This is a genomic window from Domibacillus antri (assembly GCF_001936625.1).
Taxonomy (GTDB): Bacteria; Bacillota; Bacilli; order Bacillales; family Domibacillaceae; genus Domibacillus; species Domibacillus antri.
Window position 1 is genome coordinate 12,018 of sequence record NZ_MSDU01000005.1, and the last position, 23,508, is coordinate 35,525.

The 23,508-nt window shown below is 45.0% G+C and carries 34 protein-coding genes; 29 read left to right on the plus strand and 5 right to left on the minus strand.

Features of this window, described 5'->3' with window-relative positions:
- Positions 1 to 77: 77 nt before the first annotated feature.
- Positions 78 to 1,145, minus strand: a complete 1,068-nt coding sequence (locus BTO30_RS02880; protein ID WP_075397217.1) for an NAD(P)/FAD-dependent oxidoreductase — start codon at positions 1,143 to 1,145, stop codon at positions 78 to 80.
- A gap of 157 nt (positions 1,146 to 1,302) precedes the next feature.
- Between BTO30_RS02880 and BTO30_RS02885 the strand changes: the two genes are divergently transcribed.
- Positions 1,303 to 1,539: a YuzB family protein gene (locus tag BTO30_RS02885; protein WP_075397218.1), complete on the plus strand. Its 237-nt coding sequence runs from the start codon at positions 1,303 to 1,305 to the stop codon at positions 1,537 to 1,539.
- A 43-nt stretch (positions 1,540 to 1,582) separates the two neighbouring features.
- On the opposite strand, the gene BTO30_RS02890 is transcribed toward BTO30_RS02885, so the two are convergent.
- The gene (locus tag BTO30_RS02890) at positions 1,583 to 2,281 is read right to left on the minus strand and encodes a DUF2225 domain-containing protein (RefSeq protein WP_075397219.1); all 699 of its coding nucleotides are present in this window, start codon (positions 2,279 to 2,281) and stop codon (positions 1,583 to 1,585) included.
- A 171-nt stretch (positions 2,282 to 2,452) separates the two neighbouring features.
- Between BTO30_RS02890 and BTO30_RS02895 the strand changes: the two genes are divergently transcribed.
- From BTO30_RS02895 to BTO30_RS02905, 3 genes are all read left to right on the plus strand, one after another.
- Entirely contained in the window at positions 2,453 to 2,821 is a 369-nt protein-coding gene (locus tag BTO30_RS02895; protein WP_075397220.1) for a HesB/IscA family protein, read from the plus strand.
- 147 nt (positions 2,822 to 2,968) lie between these two features.
- Positions 2,969 to 4,018 (plus strand): tyrosine-type recombinase/integrase, encoded by a 1,050-nt coding sequence (locus BTO30_RS02900; RefSeq protein ID WP_075397221.1) that lies wholly within the window; start codon positions 2,969 to 2,971, stop codon positions 4,016 to 4,018.
- Positions 4,019 to 4,184: 166 nt separating this feature from the next.
- Positions 4,185 to 4,919 carry a helix-turn-helix domain-containing protein gene (locus BTO30_RS02905; RefSeq protein WP_075397222.1) on the plus strand — a complete coding sequence of 245 codons (735 nt, stop codon included), beginning with the start codon at positions 4,185 to 4,187 and terminating at the stop codon, positions 4,917 to 4,919.
- 112 nt (positions 4,920 to 5,031) lie between these two features.
- Here BTO30_RS02905 and BTO30_RS02910 read toward each other — a convergent pair whose 3' ends face one another.
- Positions 5,032 to 5,913, minus strand: a complete 882-nt coding sequence (locus BTO30_RS02910) for a hypothetical protein (protein WP_075397223.1) — start codon at positions 5,911 to 5,913, stop codon at positions 5,032 to 5,034.
- Positions 5,914 to 6,066: 153 nt separating this feature from the next.
- On the opposite strand from BTO30_RS02910, the gene BTO30_RS02915 reads away from it, so the two are divergent.
- From BTO30_RS02915 to BTO30_RS02925, 3 genes are all read left to right on the plus strand, one after another.
- The gene (locus BTO30_RS02915; protein WP_075397224.1) at positions 6,067 to 6,408 is read left to right on the plus strand and encodes a phBC6A51 family helix-turn-helix protein; all 342 of its coding nucleotides are present in this window, start codon (positions 6,067 to 6,069) and stop codon (positions 6,406 to 6,408) included.
- Positions 6,409 to 6,999: 591 nt separating this feature from the next.
- The gene (locus tag BTO30_RS02920; RefSeq protein ID WP_075397225.1) at positions 7,000 to 7,632 is read left to right on the plus strand and encodes a recombinase family protein; all 633 of its coding nucleotides are present in this window, start codon (positions 7,000 to 7,002) and stop codon (positions 7,630 to 7,632) included.
- Positions 7,633 to 7,909: 277 nt separating this feature from the next.
- Complete coding sequence (locus BTO30_RS02925; protein WP_075397226.1) at positions 7,910 to 8,314, plus strand: helix-turn-helix domain-containing protein; 405 nt, start codon at positions 7,910 to 7,912, stop codon at positions 8,312 to 8,314.
- Between the two features lie 42 nt (positions 8,315 to 8,356).
- On the opposite strand, the gene BTO30_RS02930 is transcribed toward BTO30_RS02925, so the two are convergent.
- Positions 8,357 to 8,587 carry a helix-turn-helix domain-containing protein gene (locus tag BTO30_RS02930; protein WP_075397227.1) on the minus strand — a complete coding sequence of 77 codons (231 nt, stop codon included), beginning with the start codon at positions 8,585 to 8,587 and terminating at the stop codon, positions 8,357 to 8,359.
- 149 nt (positions 8,588 to 8,736) lie between these two features.
- Here BTO30_RS02930 and BTO30_RS17165 point away from each other — a divergent pair, with 149 nt between their 5' ends.
- The 19 genes from BTO30_RS17165 (at position 8,737) to BTO30_RS03005 (ending at position 19,227) form a co-directional block, all read left to right on the plus strand.
- Entirely contained in the window at positions 8,737 to 8,901 is a 165-nt protein-coding gene (locus BTO30_RS17165) for a hypothetical protein (protein WP_158023556.1), read from the plus strand.
- A gap of 334 nt (positions 8,902 to 9,235) precedes the next feature.
- Positions 9,236 to 9,778 carry a helix-turn-helix domain-containing protein gene (locus tag BTO30_RS02940; RefSeq protein ID WP_342743373.1) on the plus strand — a complete coding sequence of 181 codons (543 nt, stop codon included), beginning with the start codon at positions 9,236 to 9,238 and terminating at the stop codon, positions 9,776 to 9,778.
- Between the two features lie 208 nt (positions 9,779 to 9,986).
- A complete protein-coding gene (locus BTO30_RS02945; RefSeq protein WP_075397230.1) occupies positions 9,987 to 10,763 on the plus strand; it encodes a DUF3102 domain-containing protein in 777 nt (258 codons plus the stop codon).
- A gap of 22 nt (positions 10,764 to 10,785) precedes the next feature.
- Positions 10,786 to 11,031 (plus strand): hypothetical protein, encoded by a 246-nt coding sequence (locus BTO30_RS02950; protein ID WP_075397231.1) that lies wholly within the window; start codon positions 10,786 to 10,788, stop codon positions 11,029 to 11,031.
- A 19-nt stretch (positions 11,032 to 11,050) separates the two neighbouring features.
- A complete protein-coding gene (locus BTO30_RS17170) occupies positions 11,051 to 11,191 on the plus strand; it encodes a hypothetical protein (protein WP_158023557.1) in 141 nt (46 codons plus the stop codon).
- A 198-nt stretch (positions 11,192 to 11,389) separates the two neighbouring features.
- Positions 11,390 to 12,586, plus strand: coding sequence for a hypothetical protein (locus tag BTO30_RS02955; protein ID WP_075397232.1), 1,197 nt, complete (start codon positions 11,390 to 11,392; stop codon positions 12,584 to 12,586).
- Between the two features lie 12 nt (positions 12,587 to 12,598).
- Positions 12,599 to 12,769, plus strand: a complete 171-nt coding sequence (locus BTO30_RS17175; protein ID WP_158023558.1) for a DUF5659 domain-containing protein — start codon at positions 12,599 to 12,601, stop codon at positions 12,767 to 12,769.
- Positions 12,770 to 12,784: 15 nt separating this feature from the next.
- Positions 12,785 to 13,780 carry a hypothetical protein gene (locus BTO30_RS02960; RefSeq protein WP_075397233.1) on the plus strand — a complete coding sequence of 332 codons (996 nt, stop codon included), beginning with the start codon at positions 12,785 to 12,787 and terminating at the stop codon, positions 13,778 to 13,780.
- 47 nt (positions 13,781 to 13,827) lie between these two features.
- Positions 13,828 to 14,034 (plus strand): helix-turn-helix transcriptional regulator, encoded by a 207-nt coding sequence (locus BTO30_RS02965; protein ID WP_075397234.1) that lies wholly within the window; start codon positions 13,828 to 13,830, stop codon positions 14,032 to 14,034.
- A gap of 106 nt (positions 14,035 to 14,140) precedes the next feature.
- Positions 14,141 to 14,269, plus strand: coding sequence for a hypothetical protein (locus BTO30_RS17815; RefSeq protein WP_281248576.1), 129 nt, complete (start codon positions 14,141 to 14,143; stop codon positions 14,267 to 14,269).
- 24 nt (positions 14,270 to 14,293) lie between these two features.
- Entirely contained in the window at positions 14,294 to 14,866 is a 573-nt protein-coding gene (locus BTO30_RS02970; protein ID WP_158023559.1) for an HNH endonuclease, read from the plus strand.
- Complete coding sequence (locus BTO30_RS02975) at positions 14,863 to 15,093, plus strand: hypothetical protein (RefSeq protein WP_245796316.1); 231 nt, start codon at positions 14,863 to 14,865, stop codon at positions 15,091 to 15,093. The genes BTO30_RS02970 and BTO30_RS02975 overlap by 4 nt, the downstream gene beginning before the upstream one ends.
- 276 nt (positions 15,094 to 15,369) lie before the next feature.
- Complete coding sequence (locus BTO30_RS02980) at positions 15,370 to 15,777, plus strand: hypothetical protein (RefSeq protein ID WP_075397237.1); 408 nt, start codon at positions 15,370 to 15,372, stop codon at positions 15,775 to 15,777.
- Positions 15,778 to 15,900, plus strand: a complete 123-nt coding sequence (locus tag BTO30_RS17820) for a hypothetical protein (protein ID WP_281248577.1) — start codon at positions 15,778 to 15,780, stop codon at positions 15,898 to 15,900. It begins immediately after the preceding gene.
- A gap of 19 nt (positions 15,901 to 15,919) precedes the next feature.
- Entirely contained in the window at positions 15,920 to 16,396 is a 477-nt protein-coding gene (locus tag BTO30_RS02985; protein WP_075397238.1) for a hypothetical protein, read from the plus strand.
- A 9-nt stretch (positions 16,397 to 16,405) separates the two neighbouring features.
- A complete protein-coding gene (locus BTO30_RS02990) occupies positions 16,406 to 16,690 on the plus strand; it encodes a hypothetical protein (RefSeq protein WP_075397239.1) in 285 nt (94 codons plus the stop codon).
- 154 nt (positions 16,691 to 16,844) lie between these two features.
- The gene (locus tag BTO30_RS02995; RefSeq protein ID WP_075397240.1) at positions 16,845 to 17,072 is read left to right on the plus strand and encodes a hypothetical protein; all 228 of its coding nucleotides are present in this window, start codon (positions 16,845 to 16,847) and stop codon (positions 17,070 to 17,072) included.
- 53 nt (positions 17,073 to 17,125) lie between these two features.
- Positions 17,126 to 17,443 carry a hypothetical protein gene (locus BTO30_RS03000; RefSeq protein ID WP_075397241.1) on the plus strand — a complete coding sequence of 106 codons (318 nt, stop codon included), beginning with the start codon at positions 17,126 to 17,128 and terminating at the stop codon, positions 17,441 to 17,443.
- Positions 17,443 to 19,227: a phage tail tape measure protein gene (locus BTO30_RS03005; RefSeq protein ID WP_075397242.1), complete on the plus strand. Its 1,785-nt coding sequence runs from the start codon at positions 17,443 to 17,445 to the stop codon at positions 19,225 to 19,227. The genes BTO30_RS03000 and BTO30_RS03005 overlap by 1 nt, the downstream gene beginning before the upstream one ends.
- Before the next feature lie 714 nt (positions 19,228 to 19,941).
- On the opposite strand, the gene BTO30_RS03010 is transcribed toward BTO30_RS03005, so the two are convergent.
- On the minus strand, positions 19,942 to 20,583 hold the full coding sequence (locus BTO30_RS03010; protein WP_075397243.1) for an SDR family oxidoreductase: 642 nt from the start codon (positions 20,581 to 20,583) through the stop codon (positions 19,942 to 19,944).
- A 479-nt stretch (positions 20,584 to 21,062) separates the two neighbouring features.
- Between BTO30_RS03010 and BTO30_RS03015 the strand changes: the two genes are divergently transcribed.
- From BTO30_RS03015 to BTO30_RS03025, 3 genes are all read left to right on the plus strand, one after another.
- Positions 21,063 to 22,280 carry an NAD(P)/FAD-dependent oxidoreductase gene (locus BTO30_RS03015; protein ID WP_075397278.1) on the plus strand — a complete coding sequence of 406 codons (1,218 nt, stop codon included), beginning with the start codon at positions 21,063 to 21,065 and terminating at the stop codon, positions 22,278 to 22,280.
- A gap of 69 nt (positions 22,281 to 22,349) precedes the next feature.
- Positions 22,350 to 22,829, plus strand: a complete 480-nt coding sequence (locus BTO30_RS03020) for an NUDIX domain-containing protein (protein WP_075397244.1) — start codon at positions 22,350 to 22,352, stop codon at positions 22,827 to 22,829.
- Between the two features lie 353 nt (positions 22,830 to 23,182).
- On the plus strand, positions 23,183 to 23,500 hold the full coding sequence (locus BTO30_RS03025) for a YuiB family protein (RefSeq protein WP_075397245.1): 318 nt from the start codon (positions 23,183 to 23,185) through the stop codon (positions 23,498 to 23,500).
- The last annotated feature ends 8 nt before the right edge of the window (positions 23,501 to 23,508 follow it).

Sequence of the window (23,508 nt, forward strand, 5' to 3'; positions counted from 1 at the left end):
GCAAATACGAATGTACATTCAGGAAGACAGGAAAAAAGATCCTTTTCAATTGGAAAGGATCTTTTTATTTGGGGAAATTATCCGTTATGATATTTGTACATCCAAAGGACGCCTGATTTCAAAAATCTTGCCACGCGTCCGGTAATGGCACGGTCCGCAACAAAACCGAACCCTTGTTTTTTACCGAGTGAACCGAGAATGCCCTTCAGCTTCATTTCCGGCATTTTTTCCGGCAGCGGCTCGCCTTTCCAGCGCTTTTGCAGGACGTCAACAATTTGCTCGGCCTGCTCTTCAGCCAATTGCGCGCTCGGTGCATGAGGCAGGCTGGCACAGTCACCGACAACATACACGTGCTCGTTGCCCGGTACATTATGATGTGCCGTCAAAACCACGCGTCCAGATTTGTCTTTTTCTACGTTCATTTCACGCACGACCCGGCTTGGCTGAATGCCGGCTGTCCACACGATTGCATCCATCGGATAGACATCTTCATGATTGTAAATGCGATCCGGCTCTACGCGCGTAATATTCGCGTCACTGACGACATCCACACCGTGATCGGTAAACCACTTTTCAATATAGCGGCTTAAACGCTGCGGGAAGTCTTTCAAAATCCGAGGGCCGCGGTCAAATAATTTAATGTCAAGATCCGGGCGGCTTTCACGAAGTTCACTCGCGAGTTCAATGCCGGACAGACCGGCACCGACAATACCCACTCTTGATCCGGCAGGCATATCGTTTAATGTCCGGTACGTTTCGCGCGACTTATGAATGGACTGGATGCTGTGCGTATATTCGGCGGCACCCGGTACATCATGATATTTATCTTCACAGCCAAGGCCGATCACGAGATCATCATATGAAATCGACCCGTTTGTCTTTAAGGAAACTTCTTTTTTATCCGCATCAATCGCGGTAATTTCATCGTAAATTAATTTTAGTTTTTCATGTTCCGGAAAAGGTACACGCACTTCATGATCGGAAGCGGTTCCAGCCGCAAGGGCGTAATATTCCGTTTTTAAACAGTGATAAGGAACTTTGTCAACAAGCGTAATCGTTACATCATCTGGCAAATGATTTGGCAGCAGCCTGAGCAATACTCGCATATTGCCGTATCCGCCTCCGAGCAAAACTAAATTTTTCATATGTAAAATCTCCTTTGTCCATCAATATATGTATGTCCGCTTATCCATAACGAGTATAACGAAAATGGGCTTATTATACAACAGACATAGGGAAAACTTCCGGCTTTTTTCAAATTGAAAATGGTAGTACAATGAAACGGTGAGGTGAACCTGAATTATGAAACCAATTATCGAATTTTGCGTCAGCAATTTAGCAAGCGGATCGCAAAAAGCTTTTGAACAATTAGAGAGGGATTCTAATCTCGATGTGATTGAATACGGGTGTCTCAGTTATTGTACGCGCTGCTCGGATTCACCGTTCGCACTCGTCAACGGAGAAGTCATCATCGGTGCAACACCGGACGAGCTCGTTTCTAACATATACACATTTATTGACGAAACTTGGCTGTTTTAAACGCCAAAAAAACCGGGGCTTTTTTGATGCACCCGGTTTTTTATTATGCTGATTCATCATGTTCCTTTTTTTCTTCCCGAAGCTCATGCCAGCGGTCACGTGCCATCTCAATAATCTGTTTTTCATTGGAATTTCGCTGCCGCTCAATCACTTTTGAGAAAAAGGATGCGGCTTTATCGTTTTTTCCGAGCTTGCGGTTCAATTCGCCCATCAAATATAACACTTTCATTTCGGACATTTTAGAGGCAACATCTTCTGTTAGGAAGGCTTCTTCATACTCGCGCGCGGCGATGGACATAAACCGGTTCTCGTCTTTTTTTCGTCCGAGATCACGGTAAATCCACGCTGTCCGGAGCGCCAGTCCTGCAAGCGTTAAATGCTTTTCTTTTTTCAGGACGCCGGAGTACAAGGCGAGCTTGTAACTCTTGATTGCTTTTGCGGGAGTCCGTTCTCCGCTGTAATCCTGTTCCACCCAGTGATCCGTAACGGATGCCCGCAATACATCAGCTGTTCCAGGTGCAAAATAAGGGGTAAAATCTTCTGTAAAAGAATAACCGCAATGACGGCACACTTGAACATTGTAAAAAAGCGGATTTAATTGATCACTGTCATAAATCGGTTTTAAGTCTGTGTCCTGGCCGGCGACTTTGATTGTACTTTTCCGGACTTTGGTCGCGGTAAATGATTGCTGGCATAATGGACACTTTGTTTCTTTATCGTAAAGTGGAGGGACGTTTGACATAAGATAAGCCTCCCGTTCATTTTTTTGTAGGGTCTTTGTGCTTATGAATAGTATACAATAGTTACAGGGAAAAAAGATTGAAAATTTTTCTGGAAAAATATGCTGAGCGGCTCAGTTGAGGAAAAACAGGATAAACCGTATACTAAAAGAAAATGAAAGGGGAGATCTCATTTGTCTGAGCAGCAAGTAGTCATAATTACGGAAGCGGCGGCTTTTCAAATAAAAGATATGATGAAGCAAAATGAAGAAGAAGGCTCTTTTTTGCGTGTAGCTGTGCACGGCGGCGGATGCAGCGGCCTTTCATATGGAATGGGCTTCACACCGGAAGCGGAGGAAAATGATATTGAGCTTGAACAGCATGGTATTCATATCGTGGTCGCAAAAGACAGTGCGCCGATTTTAAACGGAACAGTCGTCGACTACAAAGAATCACTCATGGGCGGCGGCTTTACGATTGACAATCCGAACGCCATCGCATCATGCGGCTGCGGTTCATCCTTCCGAACAGCAACAGAAGCGGGAACACCGGAGAACTGCTAACGTTAGCCAGCCGGTAAGTTAAACGGTGGGGCTTGCGTATTTGCAGGCGCCAGGCTTCCGTTGTGAAGCAGGCTAAGCGACTATATCGAGTTATTATTTAAACGCTTCTTGACGTATTTAACGATACGTTAGGAGGCGTTTTTTGTTATGTCAGATGAACGATCGATCAAACGCAGACGCACGAAAGTAGAAAAGCGAGCGAATGATTCAACGGATATTCAACCGATGGCACTTGAACCGGCGTTCCACTACTTTATTACTGCAAAGATAGGCGAAGGAATCCGCGACAGAACCCGTGATGACTATTCGAATACGTGGCGTTATTTCACCGGTTGGCTCGCCGAGGAAAACTATGACGTCACGTATGTACATGAAATCACCACGGAAATATGCCGCACCTATATTCATTACGTTACTGTTGAGGCGCCGCGTTACAAAGGACACAAGTACATCCAAACGGACCAGGGCAAGGGGTTGTCGGCTGCCACGATCAATATGCGCATAAGAGGGCTGAAAGTGGCGTTCAACTTTTGGTATCGTGAAGGTTTTGTGCGCAAGAACCCAATGGATAATATCCGCTGTCAAAAAGTCGACGAGGATAAAATCAAATCATTTACGGATGAACAGGTCGAAGCACTGCTCGGCGCCTGCGATCAGCGCAGTTACGTTGGCTTCCGTGACTACGTTTTTCAATGGACACTGCTAGATACGGCGATGCGCATGAATGAACTGTTATCGCTAAAGCCGGAGGATATAGACATAAAAACCCGGTCCGTTACGCTGGCAGCCCGTTTTAATAAAAACCGGCGTGTCCGGATTATTCCGTTATCCGCTGAAACCGTTAAGTTGCTTATGGAATTAATCGATGAGAACCGCATCCATTTTCCGCACGCAGAGAAGGTATTTTTGTCCTGCTACGGTGACGAGGTGCAGGATACGCAGATGAATAAGCGCTTGAAGTATTACGGGGATATAACGGGAGTGGGCAAAGAGATTCGGTCAACAGCGCACACATGGCGGCATACAGCAGCGCGCAATTACATTTTAAACGGTGGCGATCCTTATACACTAATGCGCTTGCTTGGACATAGTTCGATAAACATGACACGCCGTTACGTTCAAATGACTGCCGACGATGTACGTATCAAGCACGATCAGTTTTCGCCGGTGAAGAAGTTCCGGACTAGATTACGCTAAAACAAAAAAAGGGCCATCCAGCACCCCGTTAGCCGAAACTAAAGAGTTACCAAATGACGCCTACGCAACGTCAGTTTATCAAAAATTTCGGATTAACGCAAATACTGCCTGTCTGTCTATTCGATAGAACGTGTGTGCTGTGTGGCTTCGTAAAGGAGCCGTTAAAATGACGCTATATCTATCTGAATATAAAACGTTCGACAGCGTGCAGGAATTGAATCATCACGTCGATCAGTGGCGCAATCTAACTACAGCGACTGAATTTCGCGTGCTTTGGTTCGTCAGCAATTACGCTGTAAAGTATCCTGGCGCTGCACATTTAAAAGCCGCTACTATTGCTGTTGGTATTAACGTTAGTACTAAAACTGTTTACCGGGCATTAAAGTCGCTGGCCGAACTAGGCGCTATTGTTAAGCACGTTACAACACGGCCTGTCAGCGGTGGTCAGGGCGCAAATATATATACTGTCCAACCGTGCATGTCCAGCCGGCAGGAAGACGCAGAGCCTTGTGAGAGTAAGCCGGAAGCCAGTAAAACGGAAAAGGAAACCGCTTCTTCTATTAAACTTAAAAAAGTTCTAAAGAATACGTATGGGGCTTCGCCGTGCCGCCCGTTTTACCGTCGATTTAAGGAGTTTATTGCGTCAACTATCGGAGGCGACCAGGCGCTCGTTAGTCGTTTATTTGGTGTGTATAAGGCGCATTCAACGCCAATGACTAAGTACGGAGCGTTTGAAGAAGCTGACGTTGAACATGCCGGATATGAAGCGTTACGAGCATCTGTAATGGCGTGCAAAACGAAGCGTATTCGCAACATTGCTGGTTATTACAGCAGTGTGTTTGATCGCATTCTGGATCTTTTAGTTATTAAAAAGACAAGAGAATTACTGTTAGAACAGTAGTTAGAAAGGACTTTAGATATCAAACAGTTCTCTCCCAATAAGACAAAATATAATAAAGACAAAAAACCCTTAGATATAGTATCAAGGGAGTTTAGAGAGAATTAATAAGGTCTTAACCAATTCTTTTATGGGATTCAAGATAATCAAAAGGGAATCTCCCATATCTTAAATATTTTTTATCGTTGGGTACTATAAATTTTCTTTTTTGTTTTGGAAAGCTAAAGTTTGTAAAAGATCCTATACTGAGTAAAATTCCAAGCAACGTGAAAAAAAGTCCTGCAATAGAAGTTAAAAATAAAGCAAATTCACTAAAGCCTAAATTTGAAATAAAATTTATTAAATTAAACTTGCCAGAAAATAGAGGAGAGATATTATCAATAACCACTTTAAATATAGATAAACCAAGTAAGGAAAAAGCCAGTCCCATAACAAGAAGTTCTATTTCGAATTCTCGTTTCTCTTCTGAATGCCCAATTAAATCATGTGATAAATAAGCTGTTTTTAATACAGGTGGTAACTCTTCTGCTGCAATTGAAAAAGCAAAATCTTCTGTTTTCGGAGTTCCATTAATCAATAATTTAGTAATGAAAAAGTCATCGCTGTTTAATAAGGCGAAATTATACTCTATTACATTTTTATCATTATTAAAATTTAGCGTAACTTTGCGGCCATCAGGACTTACGTGAAGTATATGGGCGTCCAATAATCTGCAACCATCAGGCAGTGTTAAAGACAATGGTTCCGCTATATTGCTTATTGTCGTATCACCTGTATTAGCTATTAAAAATTGAATTTCATATAAGTTTTCAATTTCCTGATCTTGATATTTAACTGAGAGAGCCTTGCGTACAGTAGAATCTATTCCGCGTAAAGGAGCAGAAGAGAACTGAATATATGGGGTTAAGGAGCTCTTTTTAACAGATCGTCGATAATAATAGTGCGATACAAGTGCACCAACTATTAAACTACCTATGCTAAGCCATAATTCATTCATGATGTGTACAACCTTTCTAACCTTTTAGTCTATTTAATATGAAAATAATTACTATTTTACCATGTAATCTTCTTTATAGGAGGAGTTTTAGAACAATCTTGATTAGGTTTCTTAGCATAGTTGATACAAACCGCTAAAGGAGGTATTGAATGGATGACAAAACGTAAGAAAAAGGGCAGCAAACAGCCTTCACAGGTGCCGCCGCTGGATAAACGACATTACATCGCAATGGAACTTATGATAAAGCCATATTATGACGAGAAACCTGGCCGCAACCGCCGTCCGAGCCGCACAGAAATTGCGGAGCTCGTCGGTATATCACGCATGCAGCTTTACCGTTGGGAACAACGCAAGGACTTCCAGTATGAAAAAGGTAAAATGCTCCGCTCATACTTGCGCAAGACAGTACCAAAGGGTCGGACACATGCGGAAATGGCGTTGGCAGGCGATGCAAAGGCGTTGCAACAGCTTTTATCGGCATTCAAAGCGATCTAAAGGGTAGTTACAAAATGACACTTTTACGAACATTTTGGAGGGCGTCCATTACACTTTTTTATACGTTTTACCTGCACCGAGGTCTTGGCGCGTGACCCTCGGAACATTTTGACGCTGCAGTATAGTTCAGTTTTTACCGGCATGCACACCCAAAAGCAGACCCATGGGAAACTTTTTGAACGGCGAAATAACGGAATCCTTAGCTTCCGAATACGTAATAAATCGCTGTGCATCAGTGTGCATTTCACCGGCAGGAAGGTCGCGAGACGGACGCCTTTGAAAAACTCAGGGGGTGCCGAAAACTTCCGATTTGAGCGATCACTGGGGCTTACGCCGCCGCGATAATTATCATTCGGAATAAACTAAGAAGACATTTCTATCCCTGTTCGGACTACAATGGGCAACCGTTATAGTCCTTTTTTATTCGTTCTCTAAGGTATACCTTACGGAACAATCGGAAATGACCGATTTAGTATATAAAATAGCGTTCTTTAAGTTCGGGGATTAATTATAGAACGTTCTTTAATTATCGTTGACCTTAACGAACGTTTTGTTTATACTTATGTTAACGATGAAAAAGGAGCGATAACAATGACGGTATTCGGTTACGTACGGGTAAGCTCAAAGGATCAAAACGAGGGGCGCCAGCTCGATAAAATAAATGCAAAGGGCGTAGCAGAACGCAATCTATACGTCGATAAGGCCAGCGGAAAGGACTTTAATCGTCCGGAATACACGGTGCTGCGCCGGGCATTACAAGAAGGTGACCTCGTTTATATTGACGCGCTAGATCGCCTGGGCCGTAACTATGATGCCGTCATTGCTGAATGGCGCTATATCACACGGGAAATTGGCGCTGATATTATTGTGCTTGAGAACGAGGCGTTATTCGACAGCCGCAAATTCCGTGAAATGGGCGATATGGGCAAGCTAATGGAAGACCAGTTCCTATCGTTATTGGCGTATGTAGCTGAGCAGGAGCGTAAGAATATCCGGCAGCGCCAGCGTGAAGGCATTGACCGCGAGAAGAAAGCAGGCAAGCACCTAGGTCGTCCTGTTGAGGAATTAACGGATGCACAGCGTAAAGTATGGGCTGACGTGTACCCGCGTTGGAAAGCCGATCAAGTAAAGGCTGTCGAGTTCATGCGCTTGCTTGACGTAAAGAAGACGAAGTTTTATCGGCTTGTTAAACAATACGAAGAGAAAGGAGCAGCGGCGAAGTGACCGTTGCTTTTTTATTTACGCTGACCCCCCAGAGTACCCCGATCGGATAACCCGCAACTGGTGCACGGAATTTGCGCGCAACAAAAAAACTCTTTGACCATATTTTACCATCGGATAACTATATTCGTTAATAAGTGTGGATTCACGCATAAAGTGAAGATAAAATTTACGTAAATGCTTACGTGGAATAATTTGGACTAGTGAAATGCGTAACGTATTTTGGTACGATACGTTTGCGTAAAGTGATTTACGTAGAGTTACGTAGGAGGTATTTTGTTTGAAAGACTATGATTACACACCGGAAATTGTAAGAATGCTTGAAGAAGGAAAGACGACCGAAGAGATTGCGAAGATACTTAAAAGAAGCAGGCGTACAATCGAGGATCGGTTAAGAAAAGAAGGTTACGGCAAAGACGGAGAATGTTGGTATAAGAGAAGCGATGATGTGCAAGAAAGACAGCAAATACAGGGAGGAGTCAGACGAACAAAGAAAACTGATAAAATTGGCGCTTGGATATCAACATTAAGAGCAATGGCAAGAAATAAGAAGAACTTAAACGTTGAAGTATCATCTGATATAACAGATTACTACTTAGAAAAAATTAAAGAAAAATACAATATAGATGACGATGAAATTGTTCAACTTGGTATTTATGAACTTTATAAAAATCACGTAAAGTAATACAGAAGCACCCCGTCTGCATTAGACGGGGCTTTTCTATGTTTACATATGTATTTCTTCCTCAACGTCCTCATCCACTAACACTAATAGTTCGCAAATTCTAATATTTAAAACTGTGCATACCTTTCCTAAAGCATCTCGATGATATTGAACTGTAGTGTCATTGTATAAGCGACGGAGAGTTTCGAACTTTAAACCGGTTTTTCTTTCAAGTTCACGAATTGACATTTTTCTCTCGTCGAGAATAGTTTTTAAGTTTGATTTAATACGCATTAGTTTTTCCTCCTTAATATTTATTATTCAAGTATACGCTTCTGACTTAAAAAAGTTGTCAAAAAATTATTGACAACTTTATGTAGTCGGTTTAATATATGTTTATCGACAACTTTATGTAGTCAAATTAAGAAGTGGAGGTCGTCAAAATGACAAAACAAATCACTTACACACGCACGGTAATTGGATTCTACAACGTGTGCACCGCAGGAAGCGAAACAATCATCGCGACTCTTTCACCGCAGCAAATGACGGCGTTGCTCGGCTACACGCCTACAGGGTCGCTTGGCTGCGCGGAGGTGAACGGGCTATGATTATGGATAACGCAACTATCGAAGCTGATTTTCAGTATCATCGCAAAGAGAATCAGCGCATTGATCGCCGTATAAACGAACTAGGTATGCGGTGTAGACCGGAATTGTATTCGGAGGAAATGCTCGAATTATTGTTGCGTAGAAGGCACGTCAAAGCGGAATGCTTACGGTTGCGTGCGATGCGGCGACGGTAAATGCGAAAAAAGTTTATAAAACCGTCCCCACACACGGCTAGCCCAACGATATATACGTATATGCGAAATTTAAGACGCCAATCGGCGTTTTTTTTTACGTTTTTACGAAAAAAGTTTGCGGAAAATTGTGCGAAACGGATTTGACGAGCAACAAATACGGTGTAAGGCGAAAAGGTTTTTTAAATTATTTTCGATTTTATGAACCAAACGGGCGGGCGCAAACGGTTTTAATAAGTGTAAGGCGAAAAAGTCACACGGAAAGGGGCGGTAAATTGTCCGACAATAAACTCGTTTCAGTAGAGACGCAGCAGGAATACGATATCACCAGCGGCAAGTCAGAAACGCGAATTTTCGTAAAGATGTACGTATCAGCCGTTAAAAACGGATTGATCGCCGACATGGGGGCGGAACGATGGCAGACACTTTGCGTACTAGCTTCATTTATGGACGCAGAGGGTCGATGTTATCCGACGCAATACCAAATCGCTAGTGCGCTGAATATCCGAAGGGAAACGGCAAACAGACGTGTGAAATCGTTATGTGACTATCGCTGGCAGGGGCGGCCGGTCGTCATTAAGGAGCAGGCGCGGTCAAACGACACGCAACGCTGGGAGAACGCAAGATACACAATACTACCGGTCAGTCAGCTCGCAATATTCGATGGACAGCCGAGTGACGCGTAGGAGCACACGGCTAGAGCTAACATGGCTACACGTAACACTAACTATAGCCATTAATAACAAGAGCCAATATTAACGAGATAAAACATTGCGTCCAAAACCGGGACGGCATTTCACAACAAAGAACGTTGTTCATGCAATACGTTAAATAAGGGCGTGCCGAACGCATATTAAACCTACGCCAAATACACGAAAGAAAGGATTGGCGAAAATGACTGAAGTACAGAAGGGCGGCGCTACCGTTTCATTAAGTACCGACATAAACGTAATCACAGCGGAAATCAACGCTTACAAGCAGGTCGCAGGCGAGGCTATATTCGAAATCGGGCGCCGACTGAAACACGTTAAGGAGAACGACCTGGCGCACGGACAATTTACCGAATGGGTCGAACAATCTGCCGGAATACCTTACCGACAAGCGAACAGATTTATGAAAGTCGTGAACGAATTAACAGATGAAAAAATGACGACGTCGTCAGATTTGGGATTGAACGTATTATATGAAATCGCAACCATGTCGGAAGAATCACGCGACCAGCCGCACGTCGTCAACGGAGTCGAAAAGCACGTTCACGAAATGACCGTCCGTGAGTTACGCGAAGTTAAAAAGGCGCTTAAGGAAGCGGAGCAAGCCGCACGACAGTCGCCTAAAACGGAATACATCGAAGTAACCGACGAAAAGACCGCTGCCGAGCTCGAACTTTATCGTGAAATATACGGGGAGCTTGGCGGGGAAGGGAGGACGGCGCCGATCGACGACGAAACAGAGTTCCGGGCAATGTCTGCGATGTTCTCTTCGGAAGTGCGGGAGTTAGTCCAAAGGTTTTCATACTTGCGTAACTATAGCACCATCATACGCAATACAGACGACGCTACTCTACGTCAGTATGAAACCGCGCTAGAAACGCTGAAACAATTCACAAACGAAGTCGGCCGTGTGGTTGTCCGGGTTGACGGCGAAACAATAATCGATATGGAGGCGGTATAAATGGCAGTTACAGTAAAGGAACTTGGGAGCGGAAACATACAGAAAAGAGGTGGAGCAATTAAAAAGCTGGGGTTCTTTAGTCGATAATGGGCTCGCTGTCTTCGCTGCAATGGTAGGTCTTCCGGAAACCGCAACTGTGCAAGAGGTTGATCGCGCATTTCGGAAAGCTCGTGCGAAGGCACATCCAGACGCAGGCGGCAACGAGTGGGTATCTGCACGCTATAACACCGGATACGACAAATTTAAACGCCTTTATAAAGTGAACTAATAAATCGGGAGGAATCGTAATGAACACACCACGCGGCAAAGAGCAGCCGCCAAGTCCATGGAAAACCGCCATGTCCTTGAATCTCTATTATCGTAGGTTCTTATTATCGTATGAAAACCTTCGAAAAGGGATATTGCAGACGGCTTGCCCGGCTGCCTGAGCAGGTGATCTTCCTGCGAAGTTAATAAGCGCTAGTCAAACGGTGCACGTAAAAGTGCACGCCACCCTCGATAAACCGCGCCATATCAACGTTTCTAAACGATTTCCTTAAAGAGAAGGTAGTAAAAAGTGCACGCGTAACTAAGCGGAATGGGGTTATTACCGACAATATTAATCGGAATTAAAAGGGGGACTTACGATGGAAAACGTAAAAGTGATCGATGCGGTAATGGGCGCAGGGAAAACGACTTTCATGCTGGACTACATTAACGAAGCTTCTCCGGAAAAGAAGTTCATTTACATTACCCCATTTCTCGACGAAGTGGAACGGGTGAAAAAATCCGTCACGAATCGCACCTTCTTTTCGCCGACAAACGCTGTTGAGGGCGGTCGTAAGCTGACGAGTTTAAAGCGATTAGTAGAGGATGGCGCTAACATTGCTGCAACGCACGCGCTGTTCGAAATGGCGGATGATGAGTTAATTGATCTGCTTATGGCGTCGGATTATGTCCTGGTGCTGGACGAAGTTATGGACGTCATTACAAGAGCGTCCGTTTCCCAGGCGGACATGCGCCTTCTTATCGATAAGAGTTTCATCCGCATTGAAAACAATCGCGTCGAGTGGGTCGCCAGTGAACTGGAGTATGATTCCGGTCGCTTTGATGACATTCGCTTGCTTGCGCGGGCTGGCACGCTGTTTTATCACCGTGATAGTTTCCTTGTTTGGGCGTTTCCTTCGCAGGTTTTCCGGGCTTTCAGCGAGGTTTACGTCATGACCTACCTGTTTCCGGCGCAGATTCAGAAGTATTACTTCGAGCTGTTTCAGGTACCGTATGAGCTTAAAAGCATTAAAGCCGGCCAGCTGATCGAGCATGATACGAAAGCAGATAATCGTCCGGAACTGCGTCAGTTGATTGACCTTTATGATGGCGACCACAACCGTCACGGAGAGGGTCGGACTGCTTTTGCACGGGGCTGGCTGTCACGTCGGGATCCGGAAGATTTTGAGGTGATGAAAAGGAGTATGTATTCGTATGTTCGACGGATTGCCAAAGCGAAGTCTACAGACGTCATGTGGACGACGTTGAAAGACTATCGTTATGAGCTCGCTGGCAGAGGTTACTCAAAAGGATTCGTAGCTGTAAATGCCCGCGCTACCAATCAGTATGCAGACCGGAATACGCTCATTTACGCCTACAATCGCTTTATGAATCCGGAGGAAAGGGGGTTCTTCCAGGATAACGGCGTCACGGTAAATGAAGATTTGCTTGCGGTTTCGGACTTGCTGCAGTGGGTCTGGCGCAGCTGTATTAGGAATGGCGAGTCTATCAAACTTTATATCCCGTCGTCGAGAATGCGGCGGCTACTCAACGAATGGAGTAATTACGAACTTTAAGGAGGGGTTATGGTGGAGCAGAAATGTGTGTTGAGCTTGCGGATCGCCCGGCATTTGTTGGCGAGGGGATTTCAGCTCGTAGACATCGAGCCGAGCCGTAAGGTAAGGGGTCAGCTAGTTTTTGTTTTTGCGGAATCACAGGCGTTGAACGAAGAAATTGCTAGTTTCATCCAAAATAACTAAAACGGGGGAACGTACATGACAACGACTAAAGCATCCAAACAACCAGCAGCTAAAACGACTAAACTAGGTTACGAAGAAATGGCGAAAATGATTGCAAGCTCCTACCCGAATAAGTATCCGCAGCATTACGAACTGCATTCGGCTAATAAAGGGCTGCTTGAGCGTCTGGATATTGCGGACAGCTTGGCGAAGGAAATGTGGGAGTTTTTTGTGGCGTTGCAAAAGCCGGGCTACAAGCACACGATGCCTGCCCGGAAGGTTATGATGCCGATGCCGCGTGTTAAATCTTCCGTAGAGTTGCTGACAGACTACATTTTAGCGGAAGATCATGCTCTCGGTTTGATGCGAAAAGATTATGCGGACGGAAAGCTGGAGATTGACGATGAGGTGCCGCCGTTGGGTGAAGGGGCGCGCGACTTTATGGAAATGGGCGAACTAACCGAAGACGAGGAGAAGCGCGTTAGAGTATGCGAGATTTGCCAGTCGAACTTTATTGACCGCAGTAGAAACAAAATGGCCAAAGTCTGCGGCGCTCAGTGTGGCCGTTTCAAGAATCGACTGCGCAACCGGTCTGCTTATAACGAGAAAGTGCTCGGTCTTGAGGATGAGACTCGTCGGAAAGGCGACCGTCAGCGTATGGACCTCGAATATGGCTTCTACAATCCGTATGAAATGTGGTGGCTATCGAACAAGAGTGAAGGCGCTCGTTCTGCGGATAACCTAGAATGGATGATTTACAAGCAAGATTCGAAGCATGATAAGGTGCGCATGAACGGTAAACTAAAGCCGGCGTACGTTGGACGGGATGAGTTTGATAAAAAGCCGTTTAATTACCGGACTAAAGGGCGCGAAAAGGTGCGGGAAGATGATGGGAGAGTGTATCCGGTTATTACCCGTCACATTTCGGAGGTTATCGATGAGCCGAAGTTTGTAAATGCGGCAAAGATTGAGTGGCCAAAGAAAGAATGTGCCGCTATACCCTGCAGAATTCCCTATATAGGTGAGACATAGTAAGCTCTTTTTTTTGGGGCTTCGTGTACGGAAAAGGAGGGAAATGAATGGATGCTTCTATCTTCAAAAACTGCCGCTTAGCCAAAAGGATGTCTCAGTCTGCTTTCGGATCCTACCTCGGTATTTCCGAGAGCACTGTAGCGGCGATTGAGAATAAAAGACGCAATATTTCAGATGCGGTTCGGTATCGATTAGAGGAGAAAATCTCTGTTGATGACGAACTTATATTTTTTCGGCTCTATAAATCAAAATGAAAATAATTATCCATTATCATATTATCATACCTGTTTTGTAAAGTAAATAGCGTTTTTGGTGGAATTTTATGTAATTGAGGAACCGGCATTTTCGGAGGTGGAGACGTTGACAAACATGGAGCTAATCAAATATCTCGCGGTTCTGGCTGACTTGAAAAGAGCCGGTCTCCAAAACCAGCAGGAAGTAGACCGCGCGATCGCCGCAATTGAAAAACGATTGGGCATCGAGAGGTAAAAACGAAGACGATGAGGAGTGATGATGATGAGGGAGATGAAAACGAAACATTGTAGCCGCTGTGACCAAACGAAGAGATTAAAGGAATTCTATAATCCAGGCCGCCATTACTGTATCGCCTGTGAACGCCAGAGCGCAAAGTGGCGTATGCACTCGAAAGCAAATATTGCGGCTACTGCAGCACGTAATGCCGCAAAGAAAGCCGCCAAGTTCGGAGTGTACAGCGATCTTACTGCCGATGATGTGGCGTATCTGTTCACGATCTCAGGCGGCCGCTGTAGCTATTGCAATCGACTAGACCGGCTTACCCTCGAACACTTACTGCCAATGAGCAAAGGACATCCGAATACGATTTCCAACTGCACCGCGGTATGTGCCCGTTGTAACCAGGAAAAGAAAGACGGTGATTTCCTCGACTTTCTTGAGGTTCGGCTAAGACATCGAGAAGCGGACGAGCTTATGCATCAAGTGGCTTCGCGTCGGGGCGTTCCTTACCGCAATGTACTGGCTGAATTTGTAGAGGAACAGCGCCAGTGGAATAACGAGCGTATTCGTAAAATTATGGCCGGATGGGCTGCAGAGGAGGCGACTGGGTGAACAACGAGCTTTGGAAGTTTGAAACCGGATTTCTCTGCGGCTATACAGAGGATCGCGACCTCATTCGCAGAATCAAGCGGTATAAGCGGGATTGGATTATATTAGCGGATTACTTCAAGGGAAACCGTCTTGTTGGTGTTCAATTTAAGATTCCGATTGAGCAGCGGAGGTCGGCTGAAAGGATGTTTAATGTGAAGGCAGATAATCGTGAAAATAAAGCGATTTAAGCAGTTTTATAACTTACCCTACCGCTAGTATTCAAACGTAATAAAAGCCCGTCTGAGATGCCATTTCGCCTTGAAAATCTGTCAAATACACACACTTTTACATGGAGGTTCGGTCAGGATGCACATAACAGTCTGTGAGAGCGTCAATCGTAACGCAAAACTAGTAAAAATCACGAAAAATAATCGAGTGGGCTGGCTAAAAGTTGGTCCGCATGTTTCAAAGCGGCGTATTCAGTACTTGTCTAGCAGCAACGTTGTTAAATGGGAGGCTAACTGATGGAGAAATTAGAGCTCTATAAAAAGCAAAAAGCGGTACATGACGCTGGTTCCTACGGCCTTTACTGGGCGTGGTCAGGATTCGCAGAACGAGCGCACACATTAGAGAAAGAAATCGATCAGCTGAGACGCGACGGCACCGGAACTGAAAAGGAAATGTCCAAGTTAACCAGCCTTAGAGACTCGGCTATCCGAGCGGCGGATGATATGCACGAAAAAATGCAGGTGTTAATTACATCTTCGGATTACTTGAAAGATACGGAAAAAGAGGCGGTTGCCGAGTTTAATCGTTTTGCAGAAGAAAAGCAGCGAGAAGTTTCGGATGCACGAGCCCAATATTATAAAGTACTGTCTCCGTTTAAGGCTTGCGATCTTCACTCATTAAAAATCACAGGAGGGAAGCAGTAAATGGCTCGACAAAAACGGAAACCGCCGAAAATTTACAAGAAACAAGGTTTTATTTTAGCTGATTTACTAGCGGACGAAATTCGCGAAAAGCTGATGAAAATGACAATCGTTAAACACAACTAACTAAGAGGAGTTAATAAATATGGGAAAAACAATCGTAGAAATTAAAGAACTAATCAACAAGGCTCATGCAACTAGAGACGAAGCAACGGGCATTTACCGCGCTTGGCGCCAGAAATACGATCAGGAAGCCGGAAAGATACGATCAAGCCGTGAACTGACGCAGGAAGGTCAGGATAAACTGATCGCCGCACTTAATAAGCGTAAAGAAATAGAGGTTATGAAGCTCGCGGAATCCCAGGTCAGTCTTTATCGTAAGTACCTGGATGATGCCTATAAAGCAGCTGACAAGATCGCATATGCTCCGCTTCCAAAGGTTGATGAGGAAAAAGCAGCTCGCTGGGAAAAGAGTTTCGGTGAATTAAAAACGCAAGTCATGCTGAGTGATCCGAAAAAGGCGCTTCAAATGATTTCCGATTTTGTTACCAACACGGATGAGCAGGCTTTAGTTGATCGCGTCCGCCATGAGTTTTCTTCTCTTATTGCGCCGGTAATTTGACAAGCTGACATGCCAACCCGTTACAAGTTCAATGATCTATTTGAAGAAACGAAAACCAAAGCTCGCGGACCGGAAGGAGTCGAGGCTTTAAAAGCAATGGAGACGGCCGAGGCACTGCGCAACGGTCGTTTTTGGAGTTCTATCGTAACCGACAATGTTTCGACAGTCAGCTTAACGGCTCAGCAGAGTTTTGAAAATCCGGCTGCCTACTTCGCAGCTAATCCGGGTGCGGCAAACGTTAATACATCGCTGATATCAATGGAAGAATCCTTGCTGAGCGCGGAATACGAATAAGAAAAAAACTGCGGGTTTGAATGGCTCCGGCGTGACATACCGGGAAGTCAGACCGCATCAACCTCCGTTAAGCAAGCCGGCGTCGTGACCTTACGCCTCGGAACGAAGACACGGCGCCGTTTTCACGCAAAAAAACAAAAAAGGGGTCGTATACTTGAAAATTCTACACAGTGAAAACGGACAAATCGTCATCACAGGCGATGAATCATTACTAGCGAAAATTGAAGGCGAAAATCTCAATGAAATCAGCGTGGATGACATTCGCGTCGATGCGGATGAGTTGTCTAAGTTGTTCGAAATTGCTTGCGCTAGAAAAACAGTAGAAACGATCGGACGTTATTCGTTGCTAAAAGAAAAGTATCTCGCAACATACAGCGCATAAAGAGCGGCCCCACGCGGGCTGCTTTTTTATTTATGAACAAAGGGGATGAGAGAATGGACAGTTTAAATCGGAGAAAAATCATGAACTTAATGAGCGATACACAAGCTGTTGTAAACGGAATGAAGAAAGATAGAATCAGTAAGCGCAAAATCGCTCGTGTTACAAATCACCAGTTAGTGTTCGAATCAATGTCGCGCAGCCTTGACGAGAAGACAGCGAAGGCTGGAGCGCTTGCATTGTTACAAATCGAGGCTGTTCGTGCTTTCGCATTGGCGTATAATGAGCGCCTTGTTGATTTTTCTGAAATCGAGAAGATGGGTGCAAAGGTAACGGATATTGCCGAAGCTATTGAGAAAGTGGTCGGTGCATAATGGCAATGGACCTGACAGCTGTACTCCGTCTTCGAGATGAAATTTCGCGTCCTATGAAAAACATCCGCAAAACAATGGACTCGCTGAAAATCGCTACAGAAAACGCCAAAAACACAAATCAACAGTTTTCGCAAGGACTATCGTCGATGAAATCCGGCGCAGGCAGTGCAACGCGAGCTGTTGCGGGGCTTGCAGGCGCTATCGGAGGCGTTTACGCGGCGCAAAAGCTCCTCAACGCAACCGTCGGAGAAGCGATGAAAGTCGACTATAACCGCGTAAGTTTACAGGCGATGTTCAAAGGTGACCAAGCGGCGGCCGAAGAACTAACGAAGTTTATCGAAAACAAAGCGATGAACTCCGTTATGTCCTATCAAGATGTACTCGGTTCAACGCAATCATTCTCGACTTTGACGAAGAATACGGATCAGATCAAAGAAATGGTCGGATTAACCGAGCGGCTGTCGTACTTAAATCCGATGGAAGGCTTCGAGGGTGCAGGCTTTGCGATTAAGGAAGCGCTAGGCGGCGACTTAGTTTCGATTAAAGACCGCTTTAACTTGACGAGTGACCAGTTGGCTCCATTGAAAGAGGCGGCTTCACAGACGGAGAAACTGGCGGCGTTAAATAAGATTCTGAACGACGTTGGCATCACTACGGAATATCTCGGCACGGTTAACGACACGACATATGCAAAATGGAACAAGTTGACGGATACGGTTCAGGCCGCATTCCGGAAGCTAGGCGAAGCGGCGCTCACTTCGGTCGGGCCGATGGTCGATAAACTAACGGCGTTTATGGAGAGTTCGTCCTTCGCGAAGTTCCAGTCTGAGGCACAAACGGCATTTGCATCGATGTTTGAGTCATTTGGCGCTGGCGTGACGAAGCTGTACGAGAACCGCGCGGCTATTATGGAGTTTGCATCGAGTGCGTTAGTCGTATTGAAAGACGTTGGCAACGCGATTAAAAACATCGCAGTCTTTATCGTGGATAATTGGAGCGTCATCAAGCCGACTATTCTCGGAGTTGCGGCGGCGTTTGCAGCGTTTAAGATTATCGGGACCGTGGTGTTGCTAGTACAAGGAGCAATTAGCGTCTTCGGTGTACTTTCGAAGACATTTAAACTCGCGAAGACTGCATTTACGATACTACGATTGTCGATGCTATTATTCCCTGGCGGCTGGATTATCGCTGCAATCGGCGCGGTAGTAGCGGCAGGCGTATGGCTATATAAAAACTGGGATATCGTCAAGGCGAAGGCAGGTGAGTTGTGGACGTGGATCAAAGACAAGTGGTCAGCGCTGAAGGAAAAAACGGCTGAAACGTGGGACAGTATAAAGTCGAAAATCAGTGGCGCAATGGACGCAGCTAAGCAAAAAGTAAAGAATTTCTTCCAGCCGTTACTCGACTTTATTTCAGACGCAAAAGGGCGTTGGGAGTCATTAACAAGTAAAATAACTAGCTTCTCAATGCCGAAGATTAGCCTGCCGTCCATGTCGAAATGGGCGCAGAACCTTATTCCAGGCGGAGATAGCGGCGTAGATGGTTCAGCATTTCACGGCGAGCGTTTTGTACCCCGGGATAATATGCTCTACAAGTTGCACAAAGGGGAAACAGTTTTGCCAAGACCGGAAGCAGAAGTATATCGCGCAGGAAAGTCCGGCGTCAATAACGTCTACCTGACGGTCAACTATGCAGGCGGCCCGTCGCTTACCGAATCCGAAATGGAACGCTTCTCCGCGTTCTTAAATCGCAGATTGGCGCAGGCTGTAGAGGGGGGAGCATAACGAATAAACAAAGGGCTGCCTTCCGAGGCGGCTCTTTTTTTGTGCCTATAATCAGGAAATAACTTGTACAACGAAACCCACGCCGTTATAATTAAGAAACAATACACGTTACGTTGAATACGTAAGAACGAAAAAATACATAGCTACGATATATCGCGAAAATCCGGTTAAGTTAGCGTTTGGGGCTTCGATCGTATACCGCATAATTTACGATTGACAATCCGAACGCCATCGCATCATGCGGCTGCGGTTCATCCTTCTGAACAGCAACAGAAGCGGGAACACCGGAGAACTGCTGAAGCTAATCATTAAAAAAAGTTATTCTATTTACGATCTTCTTTACCGGTTCATTGGAACTCGATAAAAGAAGATCGTTTTTTAGCGGCAAATGAAATAAAGTTTTGCGGTTAGTATCTTTTTTTATTTTTCAGCGTCAGTAAAATGACAGCAGCCGGGATGGCAACATAGAAAACGATAAAGAACGCAATGATAAATTGGAGCATGATCATATCATACACAAAAACCACCTCATTTTTTGTTTTTTACTAATATGAACAATAACCAATTTTTTAATCGGCAATTTTTAAGAAGAACAAATAGAAATGGCTGGTTAGCCAGAAGAAAACCGTCCGGCGGAGGCTGGACGGTTTTTAAATTGGTCAAGGAAAACAAAAATTCACCTATGAAAAAACCGGCACACAGCCGGTTTTTTCATCAAATTTGTCTCAATGCTTCTCCTATTGGGACATCGCCGGAAACGATTTCAAAAATGCGGCCTTCTGTTTCGTGAACGAGTAAGCATTGTACGAGTACTTCTGCCACATCTGCGCGGGAAATGGTTCCGGTTCGGTCAGCAATTTGTACAGCCGCCGCCACTTTTCCAGAAGGGGAGTCATTTGTTAAACATCCGGGCCGGACAATGGTATAATTCAACCCGCTTTTCATTAAATGGGCATCTGCCGCGTATTTCGCTTCAAGATAATGACGAATAAATTCAGAAGCGGCATCCGGACGGTCAGCTCCCATAGAACTGAGCATAATAAATCGTGTAATCCCGTGCTGAACAGCTAAATTCACCGCTTTTATCGCGCCGTCGCGGTCAACGGCAATGGTTTTATCATGACCGGTTGAAGAGCCTGAACCGGCAGCAAAAATAATGGCATTTACATCATTTATCGCATAGCTGAAATCCTGCTCCAGATCGGCCAAAACAGGCTTTGCGCCTAACTTTTCCATCTCCCGCATTTGATCTGTTTTTCTGACCATTGCTTTTACATGATGCTGAATGTTTTCAGCCAGGCTGCTGACGGCGAGACGGCCTGTATGACCGGCGGCGCCAATAACGAGCACATTCATAGTCAATCACCCTTTTTATTGTTAGTTTACCCGCACTAACTGACTTAAAACAGGCAAGTATTGTGCAAAGGCTGGACTTTTACTGATGGGTCAATATAGGATTTTGTGTTATTCACAGCCGTTAACGCTTCACCCATCCAGTGGCGATTCGTTTTATGTTTCCCTCATATGCAGCGTTTTCCCAGCTGCGTAAATACCTTGACAGTAATGGAATTTTTCTCTTTCGCAAGCTCCCAATTTTTTAATGAGTGACCTCCCGCTGCTCTTTTTTCTTTATTAGACAGAACTTTTCAGACCAAGTCCTGTCTGAAATTAGTTGGCAAAATAACTTGAAAAACGATGTCAAAACGTCTATGATAAAACTAGTTGTGCACATTGTTAACATTTTGTGTCAAAATGAAACATGTTTTTTTATAACCATACGTGAAGAATATCACATTCTTTACCGAATATTTTAATAGAGGTGGATAAAGATGACAGTGAGAAAGCCGAAAATTGTAGTATTGGGCGCCGGTTATGGCGGTCTTGTTACCGTAACCCGTCTTCAAAAAGCATTGTCTGTTGACGAAGCAAACATTGTGCTTGTAAATAAAAATGATTACCACTATGAAACAACATGGCTTCATGAAGCTTCTGCCGGGACATTGCATCATGACCGTGTCCGTTACGATGTGGATGCTGTAATCAACCGCAGCAAAGTGGAATTTATCCGCGCGGAAGTTCAGGACATTAAGCCTGAAGAAAAGAAAGTTATTTTGAACACGGGAGAAGTTGATTACGATTACCTCGTGGTGGCACTTGGCGGCGAGTCTGAAACGTTCGGCATTGAAGGACTGAAAGAACACGCTTTCACTATATCAAACGTGAACACAGCACGTCAGCTCCGTGATCATATTGAATTCCAGTTTGCTACATATGCAAATGAAGAAGAGAAAAAAGAAGAGCGTTTGACGTTTGTTGTCGGCGGCGCCGGCTTCACAGGCATCGAATTCCTTGGCGAGCTTGCGAACCGTGTTCCAGAGCTTTGCAAAGAATATGACATCGATTATTCAAAAGTCCGCATTTACTGTGTAGAAGCAGCGCCGATGGTTCTTCCTGGCTTCGATCCGGAGCTTGTGAAATACGCAGTGGCACAGCTTGAGAAAAAAGGCGTCGAGTTCAAAATCGGCACGCCGATCAAAGGCGCAACAGAGACAGGCATTATCGTCGCAAAAGACGAAGATGAAACAGAAGAAATTAAAGCAGGTACAGTTGTATGGGCTGCGGGCGTCCGCGGAAGCAGCATCATCGAAAAATCAGGCATTGAAAACATGCGCGCACGCGTAAAAGTAAATCCTGATCTTCGTGCGCCAAACCATGATGACATTTTCGTCATTGGTGACTGCTCACTGATCATCAATGAAGAAATCAACCGTCCGTATCCGCCGACAGCACAAATCGCGATGCAGCAAGGGGAAACATGTGCCCGCAACATCGTGAAACTTGTAAAAGGCGAAGGCGACCTTGAAACATTTACGCCTCACCTTAAAGGAACAGTTTGCTCTCTTGGTGATGACGATGCAATCGGCGTTGTATTCGACAAGAAACTTACTGGCACAAAAGCATCATTTATGAAGAAAATGGTTGATAACCGCGCGCTCTTCCTAATCGGTGGTCCATCTCTTGTGCTGAAAAAAGGTAAATTTAACGTACTTTAATGTAAATGGATATGAAAGCTCCGGATATTTATTCGGAGTTTTTTTCTTTATCAGAAGGGAAGAGATCCGGTGAAAAGGGGAAAAGTTTGGTTAGCAGCAGCTGGCATTGTGATTGACAGCGAAGGACGCTGGCTCGTTGTTAAAAAAGGATATGGCGGCTTAAAGGGACAGTGGTCGCTGCCTGCCGGCTTTGTTGATGCGGGAGAAAGAGCAGATGAAGCGGCAGTGCGTGAAGTGAAAGAGGAAACAGGAATCGATGCGACAGTATGCGGTGTGGCAGGGATTCGGTCTGGCGTGATCCGCCATGATGTGAGTGATACGATGATCATTTTTCAAATGACGCCCGATAAAGAAAAAGAGCCGGCGGCCCACGAAGGAGAACTGCTTGATGCTCGCTGGATGTCGGCAGCGGAGCTTGAAGAAAGTCCGGACACATCCGTTTTGCTTCGCAGCATTGTGAATTTGTTTGTGACTGCAGGACTTGGCTGCCCGGAGATTCCAGACCCGGGTCCGCAGTTTGGCTACACCTCATACCGATTTTTCATTTGATATTTACATTTTTGGTAAATTAATATACTAATAAAAGTAGTCGAAAATGGTTATCTTAATTAAAGAAAAGATTATTTCCGTCTTTAGGTGAAGAAGAATCGGAAATACTTTTGCAAAACACCGGCAGTGACCCCCCTCGCTGCAGGTGTTTTTTGTCCAGCTCCAGGCGCCATCGGCTCGAGGTCATAAGCCAATCCCTTCTGGAGGGAAAAAGCGCCTCGCCAGTGATCGTCTTATGCTTGTCGCCGATACACAGGCACCTTACGCATTTCTTTTTTGTCACATTTTCGTTCATTGACCTTTCAGCGGCGGTTCAGTAAACTAAAAGTAATGAGTTTAGGGGGAATCGTTTCATGCATATCGCAACTGTGCTCGTGTCGTCATTGCTCTTTTTTGTGCTTTTTTTCGGCATCGGGTTTATTTTAAACATGCTGCTCCGGATGACCTGGATTATGGCGTTCATTTATCCGCTCGTCACGATTGCCATTGTCGATGGCATCAGTTCGTTTGACTACATATTTAATGCCGGTGAATCATTTCGTATTCTCGGAGAGCGGATCGTTGGACTGCAGCCGGTTGATAATACGATATTATTATGCGGCTTTCTCGGCGCGGTCGTAAGCGGATTTGTTATGCGGCTTCTCCGTGCAAAAGGCTATCAAATGTTTTAAAGAAAACC